Raw genomic sequence first — 18,964 nt, forward strand, 5'->3', positions numbered from 1 at the left:
GGGCGCGGCCCGGTACGGGGCTCCCAGGGTGGTGCAATTGCACATATTAAATTGACCAGTTGTAGGAAGGGGGTAAGTACCGCCGTTTCGGAAACTCATGCGGTGACACCCGTCACATACCGCACGGGTTGTTTGTACTGTCCCGGGTGCGCTAGAGGAGCCTCGCGCCCCACCGGCCCTTGGGGGAACGGCGGTTGGGCCCACCGTCACGGGCTGACGGGGGCCTGGTCCTCCGTGGCGTCCTCGGGGGGCTCCGCGGCGTGCGGGGCGGAGTCCATGGCCAGCCGCAGCAGCTGGTGGCAGACCGCGCAGTGGCGGGTCAGATGCCGGTACGACGAGGCGGCCGCCAGGTGGGCCCTCAGCAACGCCCGCGTCTCGTGCCGCACCGAAGCCGCCATACGCCACCTCCAGAAGGGCGCCGACAACAACCAAGCCCTCCCTCCTGGGTAGCCACCGAATGTGACGCCGTCAAGGGCACCGACCGCTCCCCCCACGCGTTCCAAGCCGACCACATGCGACCGATCCGGCCCACTTTCAGACCGTCGATCTCCGATACGGCCCCCTTCCTGTCCGCTCACTTCAGCGGCACCCCCTCAGCTGCCCCGCCCTCACCTTCCCCTTCCCCTGCCGCCTGCGCCGCCCGGCCCGGCCGCCGCGCCCCCTCCCCGACCGACCCTGACCTCCCGCCGTGGCGGCGGAAGGGGGCGCGACCGGTGCCTTTCTTTCTTCCGTGGCCGGAGAGGGGGGAGGGGCCGGTGCTCGTCTTTCCGCTGCGGTGGGAATGGGGGTGCGGTGGATGCCTGTCTTTCCGCCGCGACGGCGCTTGGCCGCGACGGCGGTTCTCGGCGGTGCCCGGCGCGCCGGCTGTGGCCGGTCCGGCATCACCGGTCCGCGCCGTCGGGGCGGCCGCGGTGGCGGCGGGAGGGAGGGAGCGGGCGATGCCCGGCTCGTCGGCTGCGGGTATGCGAAAGGCCCGCTTCCCTTGCGGGATGCGGGCCTTGGCAGTTGGGCGGTCCTGACGGGATTTGAACCCGCGGCCTCCACCTTGACAGGGTGGCGAGCACTCCAAACTGCTCCACAGGACCAGGTTTCGCGGCACTTTGTCTTGCGCTGTGCTGCGAGAAGGACTGTACAGGAGGGGGCGGGCCCTGGTCGAACTCACCCAGCGTGCCCGGTCGGTTACGGAGCCGCCGAGTCGATCGCCTTCACGATCCGCTTGTCCGAGACCGGATACGCCGTGCCCAGTGCGTGCGCGAAGTAGCTGACCCGCAGCTCCTCCAGCATCCAGCGGATGTCCAGGACCTGCTGCGGCACCGGCCGGCCCTTCGGGAGCTGCTCCAGGAGCCAGGCGTACTCGTCCTGCATCTCGTGGACCTTCTCCATGCGGGTGGTGTCCCGCTGGACGTTCGTCGGCATCTGCTGGAGGCGACGGTCGGCGGCGACCAGGTAGCGCATCAGGTCGGGGAGCCGGCGTATCCCGGCCCACGTCACGAAGCCGGGCTTCACGAGGGCGTCCAGTTGCTTGCGGACATCCGTCAGGTTCGCGAGCAGCGCAGGGCTCCGGACGGCCTTCAGACGGCGCTCACAGGCCTGCCAGGCGGCAAGCACCTGCTGCACCTGCCCGACCGTGCGGACCGTCGTGTCGACGATCTCGGCGCGCACCTTGTCGTACAGCTTCCGGTACGACTCCTCGTCCCACGCCGGCCCCCCGAAGTCGGCGATCAGCTTGTCCGCCGCCGCCATCGCGCAGTCGTCGAACAGGGCCTGTATCGTGCCGTGCGGGTTCGCCGACAGCGCGAGCTTCTGGGCGTTCGTCAGCTTCTCCGACGCGAACTTCGCCGGGTTCACCGGGATGTTGCGGAGGATGAGCCGCCGCGTGCCCTTCCACATCGCCTCGGCCTGCTCCTCCTCGGTGTCGAAGAGGCGGACCGAGACCGTGTCGCCGTCGTCGACGAGCGCGGGGTACGCCTTGACCGGCTGGCCGGCCCGACGGGTCTCGAAGACGCGCGTCAGGGTGCCGATCGTCCAGTCGGTGAGGCCCTTGCGCTCCAGGGACTCGCCGCCCTCACGGGAGGCGGTGGCCGCGGCGGCCTGGGAGAGGGCCTGGCGGGCCTTCGGCTTCAGCCGGAGCTTCAGCGCCTCCAGGTCCTTGTCCTCGGCCAGCTTCCGGCGCCGTTCGTCGACGATCCGGAAGGTGATCTTCAGGTGGTCCGGGACCTTCGCCCAGTCGAAGTCCTCGGCCTCGAAGGGCACGCCGACCATCCGCTTCAGCTCACGCGCCATGGTCGTGGTGAGGGGTTCCTGGAGCGGGACCGCGGTGTCCAGGAAGCGCTTCGCGAAGTTCGGCGCGGGCACGTAGTTACGGCGGATGGGCTTCGGGAGGCTCCGGATCAGCTCGGTGACCACCTCTTCCCTCAGGCCCGGGATCTGCCAGTCGAAGCCCTCGTCCGTGACTTGGTTGAGGACCTGGAGCGGGATGTGGACGGTCACGCCGTCGGCGTCCGCGCCCGGCTCGAACTGGTACGTCACCCGGAACTTCAGCTGCCCCTGCCGCCAGGAGTCCGGGTAGTCGGCCTTGGTGACCGCCTCCGCCGACTCCCGGATCAGCATCTCCCGCTCGAAGTCCAGGAACTCCGGCTGCTCGTGCCGCTTCCGCTTCCACCAGGAGTCGAAGTGCGCGCCGGAGACGACGTGCTCGGGCACCCGCTGGTCGTAGAAGTCGAAGAGGGTGTCGTCGTCGACGACGATGTCCCGGCGCCGGGCGCGGTGCTCCAGCTCCTCGACCTCGCTCAGCAGCCTGCGGTTGTCGGCGAAGAACTTGTGGTGGGTCCGCCAGTCGCCCTCGACCAGCGCGTTGCGAATGAAAAGCTCGCGGCTGGTCTCCGGGTCGATCCGGCCGTAGTTCACCTTCCGGTCCGCGACGATCGGTACGCCGTACAGCGTGACCTTCTCGAACGCCATCACGGCCGCCTGGTCCTTCTCCCAGTGCGGCTCGCTGTACGTCCGCTTGAGGAGGTGCTCGGCGAGCGGCTCGACCCACTCCGGCTCGATCTTCGCGTTGACCCGGGCCCAGAGGCGCGAGGTCTCCACCAGTTCGGCCGACATCACGAACCGCGGGGTCTTCTTGAAGAGCGCGGAGCCCGGGAAGAGCGCGAACTTCGCGCTGCGCGCCCCCAGGTACTCGTTCTTCGCGCCGTCCTTCACGTCCTTCATGCCGATGTGGGACAGCAGACCGGCCAGGAGGGAGACGTGCACGCGGTCGCCTGGGGCGTCCTCCTCGTTGAGGTGGATGCCCATCTGCTTGGCGACCGTACGCAGCTGCGTGTAGATGTCCTGCCACTCGCGGATGCGCAGGAAGTTCAGGTACTCCTGCTTGCACATCCGCCGGAAGGACGACGAGCCCCGTTCGCGCTGCTGTTCCCGCACGTACTTCCACAGGTTGAGGAAGGCGAGGAAGTCGCTGGTCTCGTCGCGGAAGCGGGCGTGCTGCTGGTCGGCCTGGGTCTGCTTCTCGGCCGGGCGTTCGCGGGGGTCCTGGATGGAGAGCGCGGCGGCGATGACCATGACCTCGCGGACACAGCCGTTCTTGTCGGCCTCCAGGACCATCCGGGCGAGCCGCGGGTCGACCGGCAGCTGGGCGAGCTTGCGGCCGGTGTCGGTGAGCCGTCTGCGCGGGTCCTTCTCGGCCGGGTCGATCGCGCCCAGCTCCTGGAGCAGCTGCACGCCGTCCCGGATGTTGCGGTGGTCCGGCGGGTCGATGAAGGGGAACTTCTCGATGTCGCCGAGGCCGGCCGCGGTCATCTGCAGGATGACGCTCGCCAGGTTCGTACGGAGGATCTCCGCGTCCGTGAACTCCGGCCGGGAGACGAAGTCGTCCTCGCTGTACAGCCGGATGCAGATGCCGTCGGAGGTACGGCCGCAGCGGCCCTTGCGCTGGTTCGCGCTGGCCTGGCTGATCGCCTCGATGGGCAGCCGCTGCACCTTGGTGCGGTGGCTGTAGCGGGAGATCCGCGCGAAGCCGGGGTCGATGACGTACTTGATGCCCGGGACGGTGAGGGAGGTCTCGGCGACGTTGGTCGCCAGAACGATCCGGCGACCGGTGTGCGGCTGGAAGACCCGGTGCTGCTCGGCGTGCGAGAGCCGCGCGTAGAGCGGGAGGACCTCGGTGAACCGGTAGTTCTTCCTGGTGAGCGCGTCGGCGGTGTCCCGGATCTCCCGCTCGCCCGAGAGGAAGACGAGGATGTCGCCCTGGCCCTCGCCCTGGAGCTCCTCCACCGCGTCGCAGATGGCGGTGATCTGGTCGCGGTCGGCGTCCTCCGCGTCCTCCTCCAGGAGCGGCCGGTACCGCACCTCGACCGGGTACGTCCGGCCGCTCACCTCGATGATCGGGGCGTCGCCGAAGTGCCGGGAGAACCGCTCGGGGTCGATGGTCGCGGAGGTGATGACGACCTTGAGGTCGGGCCGCCGCGGCAGCAGCTGGGCGAGGTAGCCGAGCAGGAAGTCGATGTTGAGGGACCGCTCGTGGGCCTCGTCGATGATGATCGTGTCGTAGGCGCGCAGCTCGCGGTCGGTCTGGATCTCGGCGAGCAGGATGCCGTCCGTCATCAGCTTGACGAAGGTGGCGTCGGGGTTCACCTGGTCGGTGAAGCGGACCTTCCAGCCGACGGCCTCCCCGAGCGGCGTCCGCAGCTCCTCCGCCACCCGCTCGGCGACGGTACGGGCGGCGATCCGGCGGGGCTGGGTGTGCCCGATCATGCCGCGCACGCCGCGCCCGAGCTCCATACAGATCTTGGGGATCTGGGTGGTCTTCCCGGAGCCGGTCTCACCGGCGACGATCACGACCTGGTGGTCGCGTATCGCCTCCGCGATCTCGTCCTTCTTCTGGCTGACGGGCAGCTGCTCGGGGTACGTGACGGCGGGCGCGACGGCGCGCCGGGCGGCCATCCGTTCCTCGGCCCTGGCCACCTCTGCCTCGATCTCGGCGAGGACGGCGGCGCGGGCCTCCGGCTTACGGATCTTGCGCGCACCTTCCAGCCTGCGCCCGAGCCGGTGCGCGTCGCGCAGTGAGAGCTCGGTCAGGCGGGGGGCGAGGGGGCCGAGGGCGGGGGCGGGATGCGTAGACATACGCGATCCAGGATCTCACCTCGGGGAAATTCATGGCGAACGCTTTTGCCTCCGGCGGTTTGGCCGAGGCTACGGGGGGCGGCCCTCGTGGTTCGGGTGCGGATGGATAGGGGCTGCTCGCGCAGTTCCCCGCGCCCTCCGCGCGCCCTTTATGGGGCCGCTTCACCGCTACTCGGCTGCGGGCAGGCGTGCCGCAGGAGGGCGGCACGGGTGGGCGCGGCGGCACCCGTCGGCGCCGGTGGGTGAAAGCCCTCAGGGGGTCCGCTGGGCAGGGGGCGTAGGGGTGGGGGCCGGGGCGGAGGCTGCGGCGATGGACTTCGCCGTGTTCGACACGGCCTTGATGCCCAGGTACGCCGTGGTCATGCTGCTCACCGCCGTGAAGGCGGCGGTGAGGACGCCGATGATCACGGACTCGTTGCCGTCGAGCCGCCAGACGCCGAAGACCGCGACCCCGGCGATCGCGAGGTTGCTGACGACGACGGCGAGGAGGCCGTAGCGCGCACGGACCTTCTCCAGCTGTATGTCCTGATCCCGGCTCATCTTCCCCACCCTGGTGACGTGTTGACCCGCCAGAACCTAGCGGGGCGCATTCCACTCGGCCAGCCGGGCGTCGACCTGTGCCCGGTCGTATCCGCGGCGCACGACGTCGAAGGCGGGCGGCGTGTCCGGGGCCGTACCCGAGACCAGGAGTGCGAGGTAGGCGTCGACCTGGGCGCGGTCGTAGCCGCGCCGGACGATCTCGAAGCCGTGGAACTCGGGTGCCATCTTGTCTCCTCGCTCCGGTCAGCCCGCCGGAAAGACGTCGTAGTCGCCCACCAGGTCTGCGTACACGTCCACGGAGGTGCTGCCGGCGTTGTAGAGGTCGATCTCGCCGTTGGTGCCGGTTCTGACCAGGGCGCGGGCGGTCGTGGTGTGGCCCTTGGCGAAGCTCAGCGCGTAGGTGCCGGGGCGTGAGGTGCCGTCGGGGTAGGCGACGAGGTAGCCGCTGCCGGACGGGGACGGCACCGTGAGGTTCAGGTCGACGGCGGTGACCCCGGTCGCGGGGACGCCGTGGGCGCCGGTGACCTTGAGCTTGAGGGTGCCGTGGGCGGCGAGCCTGGCGACCTTGCCGGTGCCGGCCCCGGTGCGGGTGCTGAGGATGCGGGCCGGAGTGACGGGCAGGAACTCCGAGCCGTTCGCGGTGGTGCCGTACCAGCCGGCGAGGTCCGCCACGAGGTTCGCCGACGCCTTGCTTTCGTTGCGCAGGACGACCTTGCCGTCGTACACGGGGATCACGACCTGGGTGGTGGCGGTCTGGCCGGTGGTCCAGTAGGGGCCGCTCACGACGGAGTCGTTGGTGCTGTGCGTGGCGACGGTGAGGTCGCCGGACGCCTTGGTGGTGGTCGCCGTGACGTCGAGGACCAGGGCGGTCGCGTTCGCCGGGACGCCGTGGGTGCCGCCGGCGGTCAGGGTGAGCGAGTGGCCGCCCGCGACCGGGCTCCGCGTGCCGCCGGTGCCGGTGCGGGTGTCGAGCAGGCGGACCGGGGCGACCGGGTGGTAGGTGTCGGCGTACTGGGCGTGGGACTGGAGACCGACCGTGGCGATGTTGACCGTCACCGCGCCGGAGCTGCCGTTGTAGAGGTCGACCGAACCGGTCGGGGTGACCTTCACCGTGGTCTCGGTGGTCGTCGTACGGCCCGGTTCGAAGGTGGCGTCGCCGGTGCCCGGACGGGTGGTGCCGTGGGGGTAGAGGGTGAGCGTGCCGCTCGCCTTCGCGTTGCTGGTGGCGAGCTGGAGCTGCACCGCGTCCGCGCCGTTCGAGTCGGCCCGCAGCGTGGCGGCCGAGAGCTTCAGGACGCCGTGCGCGGCGATCGTCTTCTCGGTGTCGTACTGCGAGGTCATCGCGACGAAGGCGTCGGCGGCGTGGAAGGTCGTCCTGGCGGTGGTGGTCCGGCCGAGCAGGTCGGTCTGGGTCAGGGTGGCGGTGTAGGTGCCGGGGGCCGGGTACTGGTGCGTGGTCTGCGTCGGTCCCTGGTCGTCGGCGGGCAGGTTGTCCTGCGTGCCGTCGCCGAAACTCAGGGTGCGGTACCCGACCTCCCACGGGTCGGCCGGCGCCGGCACGGTGAATCGTGCGAACCCGCCGTTGACCTGCCCGGCCGCGGTGTCCGCGGCGACGGACAGGGCGGTGCCCGGCGGGGTGGCCGTGCCCGCCGTCACTCCGGCGTAGGACTTCTCGGCGTTCGTCCCGTCGGGTTCGGTGAACGTGATGCGCGTGGTGTAGCGCCCCGGCGCGGTGTAGGTGTGGCTGACCGGGGTGCCCGGCGTGCCGGTGGCCGGGGCGCTGCCGTCGCCGAAGTCGGCCGAGTAGGTGAGGGCCGCGCCCCATGCGCTGGTGGCGTCGGTCTTCATGGAGATGCCGAGCGGCGCGAGCCCCTTCGGGGGCGTCGGATCGTCGTCGGCGGAGATGGTGAGGGTGTCCTGCCGCTCCAGGGCGCCCCGGTCGGGGTGGCCCGTGCCGTTGCCGGTGTCGGCGACCAGCAGGTCGTCGACCCGGGCGTGCCCTTCCTGGTCGGTGCCGAGTTCGCCGGGCGCGGTGGCGTCGGCCGAGTCGATCAGGGGGGAGTGCTCGGACGGCGTCGCCGGGGGCGCGGTGATCCCGTCGATGTCGTGCGCGCCCTGACCGGTCCCGTCCCGGAACGCCCCGCTGGTGGTGTACGAGGCGCCGGCCCAGGAGTACTCGGTCCGGGCGGGAGCGGAGGAGGACTGCTGGTGTGTGACCGCGTTGTAGTCGGCGGTGACCCGGCTCGCGGAGTCGGCCGACACCGCGTAGAGCGGAGCGGTCGGCGTCTGGCAGGCGCCGGTCTGCAGCGAGCCGTTGCTGAGGAAGGCGGTCACGTTGTTCTCCACCACTCCGGAGCTCCCGCCGTCCAGCGAGATCGCGGTGGCGCAGGGCGCGAAGACGGTGTTGCCGGTCACGTCCGTGTCGGCCGCCCCCGACACCGCGATCCCGCCCCGCTGCTGCGTGAGGATCACGTTGGTCGTCACGGTGACCCGGGCTGCTCCCGGCTCGACCCGCACGCCGTACGCGGTGCCGGCGTAGATCGAGGTCCGTGCCACGGTCACGTCCGAGGACGTGCCGTCCACGCCGATCGCCGTCCCGGTGACGGCGACCGTCGGGGCGGAGTTGGCCACCGTCAGCCGGTCGAGGGTCACATGGTCGGACCCGGTCACCGCCACCACGTCCGCGTGGTGCTCGTCGCTGAAGGCCAGCGACTCGACGCGTACGTCGTGCACGCCCTTCAGCGTCAGCGCCGGTGCGGAGGCGGGCGTGGCGAGGACCGCCTGCGAACGGCTCGACGGGAGGGGCGCCCCGCTGATGGTGATCGGCTCGTCGCTGGTCCCCGACCGGGTGAGGGTCACGGCCTGCGAGTACGCGGAGAGGGAGGACCCCAGGACCCGGACGGTGTCCCCCGGCTCGACCACGTCCGCGGCGGCCTGCACGGTGCAGAAGGGCCGGCTCTCCGTCCCCGTACCGCTGTCACTGCAGACCGCGCTGTAGTTCTCCACGTACAGCGTCCGGCCAGGTCCCGGGCCGGGGTCCGCCGCGGCCCGCCCGGCGCCCCCGCCGCCCATCACGCCCACCGCGACGACCAGGGCGAGGGACAGTCCGACGGCTGGGCGGGATCTGTGCATGGGGTCTCCACGGCGCGTTCGCGGGTGCGGTCACGAGAACGCCGGAGGAGGCAGGTCGGCTCAGCGTTGTCATGCAGTCGTCATGATCGCAGCCCGACTTCAAAGGAACGCCATACTCCGCCCCGGTCTTGCTCAAAAGGCGGCCCAGCGGCGCCGGTTGGCGGGCCACTGTGCAGACTGCACGGATGAACGAGACGGCTTTTCGGTACACGCGCAGGCAGCGCCTGGCGATGGGGGCGTCCGCGTCGGGGATGGCGGTCTGGGCCGGGGCGGTGAGCGTGCGTGCAGCCGGGTACCTGGCCGACGGCCAGACCGGTTCCGCCGTAAGCCTGTGGCTCGTGCTCGGACTGATACCGACCGTGCTGTTCGTACCGCTGGTGGGGATGCCGACGGGCTGGACGCGCATCGACGCGGAGGGCCTGCGCACCCGCGGGATGACCGGCCACCGCCGCGTGGCCTGGAAGGACATCGAGAGCATCCACGAGCTCGCGGGCCGTGGGCGCAACGGGAGCATCACCCAGATCGGAGTCACCCGGACCGACGGCACGTCGTTCCTGCTGCCCGTTCCCTTCACCTCGGGAAAGATCGCCGAGGATCCCGATTTCTACGAAAAGCTGGAGCTGATGCGCCGGGAGTGGAAGAAGCACGGCGGGCGGGGTGGGGAATGAGAACAGCCCCTCCGGAATCCCGGAGGGGCTGTCTGTTGTGGCTGGGGCCGGGGTCGAACCGGCGACCTATCGCTTTTCAGGCGATCGCTCGTACCAACTGAGCTACCCAGCCACGAGGTTTCACGTGAAACCCCAGCGGTCCTGACGGGATTTGAACCCGCGGCCTCCACCTTGACAGGGTGGCGAGCACTCCAAACTGCTCCACAGGACCAAGCTGTGCGTGCAACAGTGTTGCACACGATCTTGCGTGCCCCCAACGGGATTCGAACCCGTGCTACCGCCTTGAAAGGGCGGCGTCCTAGGCCGCTAGACGATGAGGGCTATCGGCCCGCCTGGGCGCTTCGTCAGCGCGTCGGGGACGTGAGAAGCATATGGGATGGCGGGGAGTATCGCCAAAACGGTTTACGGCGCCGAAGGCGAGGGTGCGCTGGTCGTGCTCCCTGAGGGTGACGGGCTCTGCGAGGGGGACCGGGTCGCGCCCGGTTGGTTGTCCTCCGGGAGGTGACGGCTGACCTCGGCCGTCGTCTCGCCCAGGCCGCCCAGTTTGATCTCGTCCCAGGCCTGGAGCCGGTGGCTGTCCCGGTCGACGTAGAGGATCGAGGCCTCGATCGGGTCCGGGTACTTGCCCTCGACGGCCCGCAGCCCGCTGCCGCCCGTGGAGCCCTCCACGCGGAGCCGGGTGCCGTGCGGGAGGAGCACGGTCTGCTCGCGGTGGAGGTGGCCGGACAGGACCAGGGGCACCTCGCCGTCCGTCATCCGGGCCGCCGACGGCTCGTGGACGATCGCGACGTCCACCGGGGTGCCGGCCGCGCGCTGCTCCCGCAGGGCCGTGGCGAGGCGGTCCCCGGCCAGTTCCTCGGACGCGTCGCCGCCGGGGACGGACGAGCGGTCGGGAGTGAACTGGGGGTCGCCGATCCCGGCGAAGCGCAGCCCGGCGATCGTCTCCGCGCGGCCGTCGTCCAGAACGTGCACGTTCCTCATGCGGGAGAGGTAGTGCTGGGTGGTACGGGAGTCGTGGTTGCCCCGGACCCAGACGTAGGGCACGCCCAGGTCGGCGACGGGGTCCAGGAAGCCGTTCTCCGCCGCGCTGCCGTGATCCATGGTGTCGCCGGAGTCGACGATCACGTTCACCTTGTACTGCTCCACCAGCGAGGCGATGATCTTCCAGCTCGCCGGGTTCAGGTGGATGTCGGAGACGTGCAGGACGCGGAGGGTGCCCGGGTCCGGGGAGTAGGCGGGGAGCGTGGACGTGACGTCGTACAGCTTCGTCACGTTCGTCACCAGGCGGGCCAGTTCCTTCTGGTAGACGTCGAATTCGGTGACGATGCTGCGCGCGTTGCCGACCAGCGCCGGGGCGGAGGAGAGCAGGCCGGAGTACCTCGGTTCCAGGACCGACTCGGGGTTCCACGTGGCGAACGCGGTCGCGCCGGACGAGGCGAGCAGGGCGAGGGCGAGGCCGCCGGCGGCCAGGGCGCGGCGCGGGCGGCGGTAGACCGCGAGGCCGAGGGCGGTGGCGCCGGTGACGACGGCCACGCAGGAGCGTACGGCCAGGTCGAGGGTGCCGTGCTCGACGTCGTGGGCGACCTCGTCCTGGAGGCCGGAGAGCCGCTCGGGGTGGTCGACCAGGGCCTGGGCGCGGATCGGGTCGAGCTGGTCGACGTTGACGTCGAGGCGGACGGGGCCGGAGTGCGTGTCCAGGTAGAGGGCGCCCAGCGGGGAGACGTTGATCTTCGTGCCGCCGGTGAGGGACGGGCGCAGTGTCATCGTCGTGTCCATCGGGCCGACCTGGGCCCGGACGTTCCCGACGATCAGCAGGCCGAGCCAGGCGCCGACGAGGACGACGGCGGCCAGACCGAGAGCGCGGCGCCAGGCGCGCGGCCGGTGCGTCTCGGGGGCCAGCTCCAGCACGGGCAGACGGCCCCGGTCGCGGGTTCGGCCAGGGATGCGGTCGATGATTCGGGTTCGGGTTCTGGTTCGGGTCTCGGCCTGGATCCGGATCCGGGCCTGGGTCTGGGTTCGGGACTGGGCTCGGGTTCGGGTGCGGACGCGGGCCATTGGTGCCGTATGCCCAGGCTTGGGGGCTGATATGCGGGGCTCGTGGCGTGCATGTTCCGGGGTTCGCGACTCTCGTACGGGCGTTCCGTACCGGACAATGGGCCTGTGCTGGAGATGACGCGCGAGGAGTTCGAGGAACTGGTCGCCGAGGCGCTCGACCGGATCCCGCCGGAACTGACCCGGCTCATGGACAACGTGGCGGTCTTCGTCGAGGACGAGCCCGACGATCCGTCGGACCCCGAGTTGCTCGGGCTCTACGAGGGGACTCCGCTCACCGACCGCGGGGAGTGGTACGCGGGTGTGCTGCCGGACCGGATCACCGTCTACCGCGGGCCGACGCTGCGGATGTGCGCGTCGCGCGAGGAGGTCGTCGCGGAGACCGAGGTGACGGTGGTGCACGAGATCGCCCACCACTTCGGCATCGACGACGCGCGGCTGCACGCGCTGGGGTACGGCTGACGGGTGCGGTGCCGGGTACCGCGCCGGTTGCGTGTCCTCTTGTGGGCGGCGGGAGTTGGGCAGGTTGACTTCTTTCTCCGCCCCCGGAGGTGGCCGCCGTGCGCCCCTTGTACGTACCCGTCCGTCTGGCCGTCACGGTGATGGCGGTCGCGGCCGCCGCCGGCTGTGTGAACGTGGGCGACGACGCGGGCAAGGCCAAGCCGTCGCACTCCGCGGGGCACCGGGGCGGTGACGCGGCCGACGGCGGGTCGGGGGTGTTCGGCGAGGGCGGTGCGGGGTCCGGCGGTGCGATGGCCGACGGGAAGCGTGGGCACGGGGAGAAGGCGAAGCCGGGGGAGTCGGCCTCGGCGTCCACGAAGCCGGCGAAAGGAGCGAGCGCGGTGCCGGCCGTGCCGGTGAAGCCGGGCCAGAGCGCGCCGCCGGGGGTGCCGGCCGGGCCGACAGGAGCCCCGACGACCCCCGCGCCGCCGGCGGCCTCGCCCACCCCGCCGCCGGACTCCCCCACCCCGCCGCCCCCGGCGACGGACCCGCCGTCCGCCGAGCCGTCCTCGTCGGCACACGAGGGCACGGGGACACAACTGGTCCAGCGGGAGCCGGCACCGGCGGCGGGGACACCGGCGTAGGAGGGGCGGCGCCGGACGCGGGGGCGCGGCGGGTTTCGGCACCGCCGGGACCGCCGTGGGGGCTGGGCGCCGTTGCGGCGGGAAAAGACTTCCGGGCGCCGGCGGACGTGGGGCCCGTGCGGTGAGACGAGTGTCCCGGGCGGAGTTGGCCGGCGGTGCGGTGGCCGGTTGCGGCGGTATCGCGGGTGAGATGCGGCGGGAAAAGACTTTCGGGCGGCGGACGCGGGGCTCGCGCGGTGAGACGAGTGTCACGGGCGGAGTCGACCAGCGGTGCGGTGGGTGAGCTGCGGCGGTATCGCGGGTGAGATGCGGCGGGAAAAGACTTTCGGGCGGCGGACGTGGGGCCCGTGCGGTGAGACGAGTGTCACGGGCGGAGTCGACCAGCGGTGCGGTGGGCCAGTTGCGGCGGTATGGCGGGTGGGCTGCGGTGGTGTGGCGGGCGGGTTCCGGGTCGGCGGGTGCGCTCAGGGCGGTCGGAGGAGGGGATGTCGGGCGGGAAGAAGACGGTGGGGTCGGGTGTTGGGGGGTGAGTAGGGCTGCGCGTCCGGTCTATCTGACCCGGTGCACCAGATCACTGTGATCGGTGCGTCGAGGGATCGGCGTGAGCGTCGATGGGGTTGTGGTGAACCTGCTGTGAGCTGCGAGGTTGTGGCTCGGTTTGCCTTCGTGGGTGTTGGGTGCGTATGGTGGTAGATCGTTTGATCCCATTTGCCCGGCGCCACCGCAGAGCGCGCCGTGTGGCGCGTACTCTCCCTTGCCGTGGCGGACCGCATTGAGGCGGTCGTGTGCGAATCACGGAGTTGACGGGCGCGTGCCGACGAGACTCCGGAAGGTTTCGCATTCGCATGTCCGTGTCCAGTAATGATCAGATCGTCGTGCCCGAGAATATTCAGGACGACGAGCTGGTGACCCAGGTCTCCGAGGAGACCGCTGACACCACCGACACCACCCCCCAGACCACCTTCACCGACCTCGGCCTCCCCGAGGGCGTCGTGCGCAAGCTCGCGCAGAACGGCGTGACGACCCCCTTCCCGATCCAGGCCGCGACCATCCCGGACGCCCTGGTCGGCAAGGACATCCTCGGCCGTGGCCGCACCGGCTCCGGCAAGACCCTCTCCTTCGGTCTGCCCACCCTGGCCACGCTGGCCGGCGGCCGCACCGAGAAGAAGCGGCCGCGTGCCGTCATCCTCACCCCGACGCGCGAGCTGGCGATGCAGGTCGCCGACGCGCTCCAGCCCTACGGCGACGTCCTCGGCCTGAAGATGAAGGTCGTCTGCGGCGGTACGTCCATGGGCAACCAGATCTACGCCCTCGAGCGTGGCGTCGACATCCTCGTCGCCACCCCGGGCCGCCTGCGCGACATCATCAACCGCGGCGCCTGCTCCCTCGAGGACGTGCAGATCGCCGTCCTCGACGAGGCCGACCAGATGTCCGACCTGGGCTTCCTGCCCGAGGTCACCGAGCTGCTCGACCAGATCCCGGCCGGCGGCCAGCGCATGCTCTTCTCCGCGACCATGGAGAACGAGATCAAGACCCTCGTCGACCGCTACCTGAACAACCCGGTCCACCACGAGGTGGACGCGGCCCAGGGTGCGGTCACGACCATGTCCCACCACATCCTCATCGTGAAGCCCAAGGACAAGGCGCCGGTCACCGCGGCCATCGCCTCCCGCAAGGGCCGCACGATCATCTTCGTCCGCACCCAGCTGGGCGCCGACCGCGTCGCCGAGCAGCTGCGCGACTCCGGCGTGAAGGCCGACGCGCTGCACGGCGGCATGACCCAGGGCGCCCGTACCCGGACCCTGGCCGACTTCAAGGACGGTTACGTCAACGTCCTCGTCGCCACCGACGTCGCCGCCCGCGGTATCCACGTCGACGGCATCGACCTGGTCCTCAACGTCGACCCGGCGGGCGACCACAAGGACTACCTGCACCGGGCCGGCCGTACCGCCCGCGCGGGCCGCACCGGCACGGTCGTCTCGCTCTCGCTGCCGCACCAGCGCCGCCAGATCTTCCGTCTCATGGAGGACGCGGGTGTCGACGCCGGGCGTCACATCATCAACTCCGGTACGGCCTTCGAGCCCGAGGTCGCCGAGATCACCGGCGCCCGTTCGATGACCGAGGTCCAGTCCGAGTCCGCGGCCAACGCGGCTCAGCAGGCCGAGCGCGAGGTCGCCCAGCTCACCAAGGAGCTGGAGCGGGCGCAGCGCCGGGCCGCCGAGCTGCGCGACGAGGCCGACCGTCTGGTCGCCCGGGTCGCCCGCGAGCGCGGCGAGGACCCGGAGACGGCGGTCGCCGAGGCGCAGGCCCAGGCGGAGGTCGCGGTGGTCGAGGAGGCCGTCGTGGCGGCCGAGCCGACCGTTCCGGCGGCGCGGGAGACCGAGCGCCGGGACACCCGGGAGCGCGGCTTCGAGAAGCGTTCCTTCGATCGGGACCGCGACCGCGGCGACCGCCCGTTCAACCGTGACCGGGACCGTGGCTTCGAGCGTCGCGACGACCGCCGTGACGACCGTGGCGGCCGTCCCTTCGAGCGCCGCGAAAACCGCGAGCGCGGTTTCGAACGCCGTGACGAGCGCCGCCCCTTCGAGCGCGACGACCGTGGTGGCCGTTCCTTCGACCGGGACCGCGACCGCACGGACCGTCCGTTCAACCGCGACCGCCGCGACGACCGCGGTGGTTTCCGTCGCGACGAGCGTCGTGACGACCGGGGCGACCGTGGCGGGTTCCGCCGCGACGACCGCGCTGACCGTGGTGGCCGTTCCTTCGACCGGGACCGTGACGACCGTGGCGGCCGTCCCTTCGAGCGCCGTGACGACCGCGGCGGCTTCCGCCGGGACGACCGTCCGTCCGGTCACCGTGGCAGCGACCGTCCGTTCAACCGTGACCGCCGCGACGACCGCCCGGGCTTCCGCACCGGCGGCCACAGCGGCCACGACCGCCCGTTCGGCCGCCGCGACGACCACCGCGGTTCGTCCTCCGGCTCCGTCGGCCGCCGCGACGACAAGCCGCGCTGGAAGCGCAACGGCTGACACACCCTCATGAACGGCTGAGCGCCGCGCCCCGCACCGGGGCGCGGCGCTCAGCCGTTTCCGGACCGCTCGGCGGATCGAAAAGGGATGCCCATGAACCCCTGAGGTGACGGTAAAATCAGCGCACTTCAGAGGGGGACATGACAGCCGGGGGCGGGGCAACCGAGCGGCGCGCGTCCCTCCTTTTCCCAGGGGAGGACTCATTTTGGCGCGTCACGCCTTCGTGTCCGCGGTGGCCGTAGCCGCCTCCGCCGCGCTGATCACCGCCTTCGGCCCGCTGGGCACCGCGGTCGCGGGGCCGGCGCAGGAGACGGTGGTCCCAGCCACGTACCGCACCACGTACACCTCGGCGCCGCTGTTCTCGTACGACGAGCGGACCGGTGGTGACGGAGCGGGCACACAGGGCGTGTTCCACCGCCTGGAGGGGCATCCGACCCCGGTGTGGACGCGGTACTCGGACGGCCGGTCCTTCGACACGCCGCTGATCAACCTCACCCAGCAGACCGCCACCGGCAGTGACCTCCTCGCCTACCGGTACTCCGACGGGCGCATCGACCTGTGGGACGCGGCGCACGGCACGACCACCACCGTGCGGGTGCCCGAGGACCAGACCTACCTCGGCGTCTACGGCGGCACGGTCGTCACCTACCACCAGGTGACCGCCGGGGACGGCACCGTCACCAGGGTCAAGCACCTGCTCACCGCCGCCCCGGACGGCACCACCCGGGACGTGACCGTCGGCGGGGCTCCGGCGGGGATGACCGTCGGCGGGGTGCTCCGGGGCGACGCGGAGGGACTGGTCTTCCTGGCCAAGCTGGACGACAGCCTGCGCCTGGCCGAGGTCGACCCGGCGACCGGGCAGGTGGGGAGCTGGACGCCCGCGCTGCCGGCGGAGGCCTACTACGTGAAGCTCTCGCCGCGGTACCTGGTTGCCTACACCGGCGCCCAGGCCACCACGGCGTACGTCTACTCCCGGGCCGATCCGGCGGCCGCTCCGGTAGCGGTCGCCCTGGACCGGGTGGCGAGCGGTTTTGCCACGGCCGACGACCTCGCGGTCGTCGGGGACTGGCTGGTACACCGGCCCGGCAGCGGCGGACAGGTGACGGCCGTCCCGATCGCGGGCGGTGATCCGGTCACCCTGACCGCCGCGTCCGGCCTCGGGATCTCGGTCACGCCGGACGGCGGCGCCGTCGTCGTCGGCCGTACGGGCGCCGACGACTGGGGTGTGCAGCGCATCCGGGCGGGGGCCGACGGCCGCCCCGTCGTGGAGATGATCAAGGCCCTGTCGAAGCCGCCGTACCCGATCCAGGGTCTGTCGCTGGACCAGGGGCGGCTGGTCGAGGTGGACGAGAGCACGTACGGCAATCGTGCCACCTACGGCCGTACCGTCGCCGCGACCGGCACACCGGTGTTCGGGACGCGGGCGAACTACGGAGGCGGGAACGTCCTGTTGGGCGACTGTGCGATGACGGACACAGGCTGCTCGCAGCTGTTCGGCACGGCCTCGGGCCTGACCGTGTGGCTGATGCGCGGGGCGGGCGCTGCCGGCGATTCCGACTGGTTGCGGGCGAACGGCCCGGGGCCGGGCCGCTTCTGGGACCGAGAAGTACCGGCCGGCGGCCGGATCACCGACGTCTCCGGCCCGTACGTCCTCTACACCACCGGCACCCAGCAGTACGTCTACAAGATCGGTGACAGCGCGGGCCCCGAGGTCACCCGCGCCCCCGGCGCCGCCGCCCTCTCCGGTGACCTGCTCTGGACCGCGAGCGTCACCACCCCCGGGCAGGTCGGCGCCTACGACCTGGCGGCGAAGAAGACCGTCGGAACGCTCACCCTCGACAACGGAGGCTGCGCCCCCACCGAACTCCAGGCGAACGGCCGCTACCTGTACTGGAACTGCGGTGGCACGACGGCCGGGGTCTACGACCGTACGGCGAAGACGTCGGTGCCCGTGCCCGCCGACGAGGCGAAGCTCGGGGACGGGTACGTCGTCACGCACGACAAGAAGGCCGGGCGGCTGGTGCTGACCGCCGTCGCCGGCGGGAGCCCCGTCAGCCGGGTCATCGGCGACCTGCCCGACACCGGTGTCTCGCAGCGGGACGTGCGCTGGACGGTCGACGAGTCCGGGGCGAACGCGGCCTACGTCGACGACGAGGAGCAGATCCACCTCGTGCCGTCCGGGGTGCCGCAGCAGCCGCTGCGACTGCTCGCCCCGGCACAGAACGCCGCCTCGGTCGACCCGACGCCGGTCGACACGACCGCGGACACCCTGACCACCCTGCTGCTGTCGAAGCCGGCCGCGGGATGGCGGCTGACGGTGCGTTCGAAGGCGACCGGGAAGGTCGTGGACACCGAGAACAGCGGCGCCGAGGTACGCGGTGAGCTGAAGGTCGGCTGGTTCGGCATGGACCGCGCGCTCCCCGGGGACGTGCCGTTGCCGAACGGCGCGTACACGTGGACGGTGTCCGTCACGCCCGCCGACGGGACCGGGGCGGACCTCCAGGTGACCGGTTCGGTGCGGATCGAGACCGGCAGCCCGGTACGCCACGACCACGTCGGCGCCGACGGCATCGGTGACCTGCTCACCCTCAACTCCTCGGGGTCGACGCTGTCCTTCCAGCGGGGCACCGGCAAGGGCGGCTTCGCGGGGACGGTCTCCGGGAAGGGCTGGTCGGCGAAGACGCTCGCCGTGCCGTACGGCGACCTGAACAACGACCGCTGCAACGACGTGCTGGTCCGCACGCCGGCCGGCGCGCTGCGCGCCTACAGGCCCGCCTGCGGCGCCGCGCTCACCTCGTCGACGCCGTACACGACCCTCGGGGCGAGCGGCTGGAACCAGTACGACGTCCTCACCTCGCCCGGCGACCTGACCAAGGACGGCCGCCCCGACCTGCTCGCCCGCAACGCCTCCACCGGCGCGGTCTACCTCTACAGGACGACCGGCACGGGCAAGCTCTCCGCGCGCGTGCAGCTGTACGGCAACTGGAAGACGTACAAGAAGGTCGTCGGCGCCGGGGACCTTAACGGCGACGGCATCGGGGACCTGGTCGCGCAGGACAAGGCGAACAACCTGTACCGGTACTACGGCACCGGCAAGGGCACCTTCGGGGGCCGGGCGCGGATCGCCACCGGGTGGGGAGCGTCGTACAACGCGGTCGTCGGCGTCGGCGACCTCACCGGGGACGCGCGGAACGACCTGGTCGCGCGCGACACGGCCGGGAACCTGTACCGGCTGAGCGGCACCGGCAAGGGGACGTTCGCGGCCCGGGTGAAGATCGCGACGGGCTGGCAGGGCTACAAGGGTCTTTTCTAGCCAACTTGTGACGCATGTCAC

At 71.4% G+C, this 18,964-nt stretch carries 11 protein-coding genes and 4 tRNA genes; 5 read left to right on the forward strand and 10 right to left on the reverse strand.

Annotated features, from left to right (window positions below):
* Positions 1–206: 206 nt before the first annotated feature.
* The 6 genes from BLW82_RS22440 to BLW82_RS22465 form a co-directional block, all read right to left on the reverse strand.
* Positions 207–398, reverse strand: a complete 192-nt coding sequence (locus tag BLW82_RS22440; RefSeq protein ID WP_093501131.1) for a DUF6274 family protein — start codon at positions 396–398, stop codon at positions 207–209.
* Positions 399–1,010: 612 nt separating this feature from the next.
* Positions 1,011–1,085 (reverse strand) — tRNA-Asp (locus BLW82_RS22445).
* Positions 1,086–1,179: 94 nt separating this feature from the next.
* Positions 1,180–5,124, reverse strand: a complete 3,945-nt coding sequence (gene hrpA, locus BLW82_RS22450; protein WP_093501133.1) for an ATP-dependent RNA helicase HrpA — start codon at positions 5,122–5,124, stop codon at positions 1,180–1,182.
* 252 nt (positions 5,125–5,376) lie between these two features.
* Positions 5,377–5,664 carry a hypothetical protein gene (locus BLW82_RS22455; protein WP_093501134.1) on the reverse strand — a complete coding sequence of 96 codons (288 nt, stop codon included), beginning with the start codon at positions 5,662–5,664 and terminating at the stop codon, positions 5,377–5,379.
* A gap of 36 nt (positions 5,665–5,700) precedes the next feature.
* Positions 5,701–5,889 carry a DivIVA domain-containing protein gene (locus BLW82_RS22460; RefSeq protein ID WP_093501136.1) on the reverse strand — a complete coding sequence of 63 codons (189 nt, stop codon included), beginning with the start codon at positions 5,887–5,889 and terminating at the stop codon, positions 5,701–5,703.
* A gap of 18 nt (positions 5,890–5,907) precedes the next feature.
* Positions 5,908–8,796: a PKD domain-containing protein gene (locus tag BLW82_RS22465; RefSeq protein ID WP_093501138.1), complete on the reverse strand. Its 2,889-nt coding sequence runs from the start codon at positions 8,794–8,796 to the stop codon at positions 5,908–5,910.
* 185 nt (positions 8,797–8,981) lie between these two features.
* Here BLW82_RS22465 and BLW82_RS22470 point away from each other — a divergent pair, with 185 nt between their 5' ends.
* A complete protein-coding gene (locus tag BLW82_RS22470) occupies positions 8,982–9,464 on the forward strand; it encodes a PH domain-containing protein (protein WP_107408564.1) in 483 nt (160 codons plus the stop codon).
* A gap of 38 nt (positions 9,465–9,502) precedes the next feature.
* On the opposite strand, the gene BLW82_RS22475 is transcribed toward BLW82_RS22470, so the two are convergent.
* The 4 genes from BLW82_RS22475 to BLW82_RS22490 all read right to left on the reverse strand — a co-directional run bounded on the left by BLW82_RS22475 (position 9,503) and on the right by BLW82_RS22490 (position 11,519).
* Positions 9,503–9,576: transfer RNA gene (locus BLW82_RS22475), tRNA-Phe, on the reverse strand.
* 24 nt (positions 9,577–9,600) lie between these two features.
* A tRNA-Asp gene (locus BLW82_RS22480) sits at positions 9,601–9,675 on the reverse strand.
* A gap of 37 nt (positions 9,676–9,712) precedes the next feature.
* Positions 9,713–9,785 (reverse strand) — tRNA-Glu (locus tag BLW82_RS22485).
* A gap of 81 nt (positions 9,786–9,866) precedes the next feature.
* On the reverse strand, positions 9,867–11,519 hold the full coding sequence (locus tag BLW82_RS22490; RefSeq protein ID WP_177233031.1) for a metallophosphoesterase family protein: 1,653 nt from the start codon (positions 11,517–11,519) through the stop codon (positions 9,867–9,869).
* Between the two features lie 105 nt (positions 11,520–11,624).
* Here BLW82_RS22490 and BLW82_RS22495 point away from each other — a divergent pair, with 105 nt between their 5' ends.
* The 4 genes from BLW82_RS22495 to BLW82_RS22510 all read left to right on the forward strand — a co-directional run bounded on the left by BLW82_RS22495 (position 11,625) and on the right by BLW82_RS22510 (position 18,943).
* A complete protein-coding gene (locus BLW82_RS22495) occupies positions 11,625–11,978 on the forward strand; it encodes a metallopeptidase family protein (protein ID WP_218162377.1) in 354 nt (117 codons plus the stop codon).
* Between the two features lie 98 nt (positions 11,979–12,076).
* Entirely contained in the window at positions 12,077–12,601 is a 525-nt protein-coding gene (locus tag BLW82_RS22500; protein ID WP_093508198.1) for a hypothetical protein, read from the forward strand.
* An 845-nt stretch (positions 12,602–13,446) separates the two neighbouring features.
* On the forward strand, positions 13,447–15,630 hold the full coding sequence (locus BLW82_RS22505; RefSeq protein ID WP_093501144.1) for a DEAD/DEAH box helicase: 2,184 nt from the start codon (positions 13,447–13,449) through the stop codon (positions 15,628–15,630).
* Positions 15,631–15,862: 232 nt separating this feature from the next.
* Positions 15,863–18,943: an FG-GAP repeat domain-containing protein gene (locus BLW82_RS22510; RefSeq protein ID WP_256215914.1), complete on the forward strand. Its 3,081-nt coding sequence runs from the start codon at positions 15,863–15,865 to the stop codon at positions 18,941–18,943.
* The last annotated feature ends 21 nt before the right edge of the window (positions 18,944–18,964 follow it).

It is taken from the genome of Streptomyces sp. Ag109_O5-10, assembly GCF_900105755.1.
GTDB lineage: Bacteria > Actinomycetota > Actinomycetes > Streptomycetales > Streptomycetaceae > Streptomyces.

Excerpts from the sequence above, each read along its gene's own strand:
- BLW82_RS22465 (WP_093501138.1), bottom strand. The coding sequence starts at position 8,796 with ATGCACAGATCCCGCCCAGCCGTCGGACTGTCCCTCGCCCTGGTCGTC.
- BLW82_RS22460 (WP_093501136.1), bottom strand. The coding sequence starts at position 5,889 with ATGGCACCCGAGTTCCACGGCTTCGAGATCGTCCGGCGCGGCTACGAC.
- BLW82_RS22440 (WP_093501131.1), bottom strand. The coding sequence starts at position 398 with ATGGCGGCTTCGGTGCGGCACGAGACGCGGGCGTTGCTGAGGGCCCAC.
- BLW82_RS22490 (WP_177233031.1), bottom strand. The coding sequence starts at position 11,519 with ATGGCCCGCGTCCGCACCCGAACCCGAGCCCAGTCCCGAACCCAGACC.
- BLW82_RS22470 (WP_107408564.1), top strand. The coding sequence starts at position 8,982 with ATGAACGAGACGGCTTTTCGGTACACGCGCAGGCAGCGCCTGGCGATG.
- BLW82_RS22505 (WP_093501144.1), top strand. The coding sequence starts at position 13,447 with ATGTCCGTGTCCAGTAATGATCAGATCGTCGTGCCCGAGAATATTCAG.
- hrpA (WP_093501133.1), bottom strand. The coding sequence starts at position 5,124 with ATGTCTACGCATCCCGCCCCCGCCCTCGGCCCCCTCGCCCCCCGCCTG.
- BLW82_RS22455 (WP_093501134.1), bottom strand. The coding sequence starts at position 5,664 with ATGAGCCGGGATCAGGACATACAGCTGGAGAAGGTCCGTGCGCGCTAC.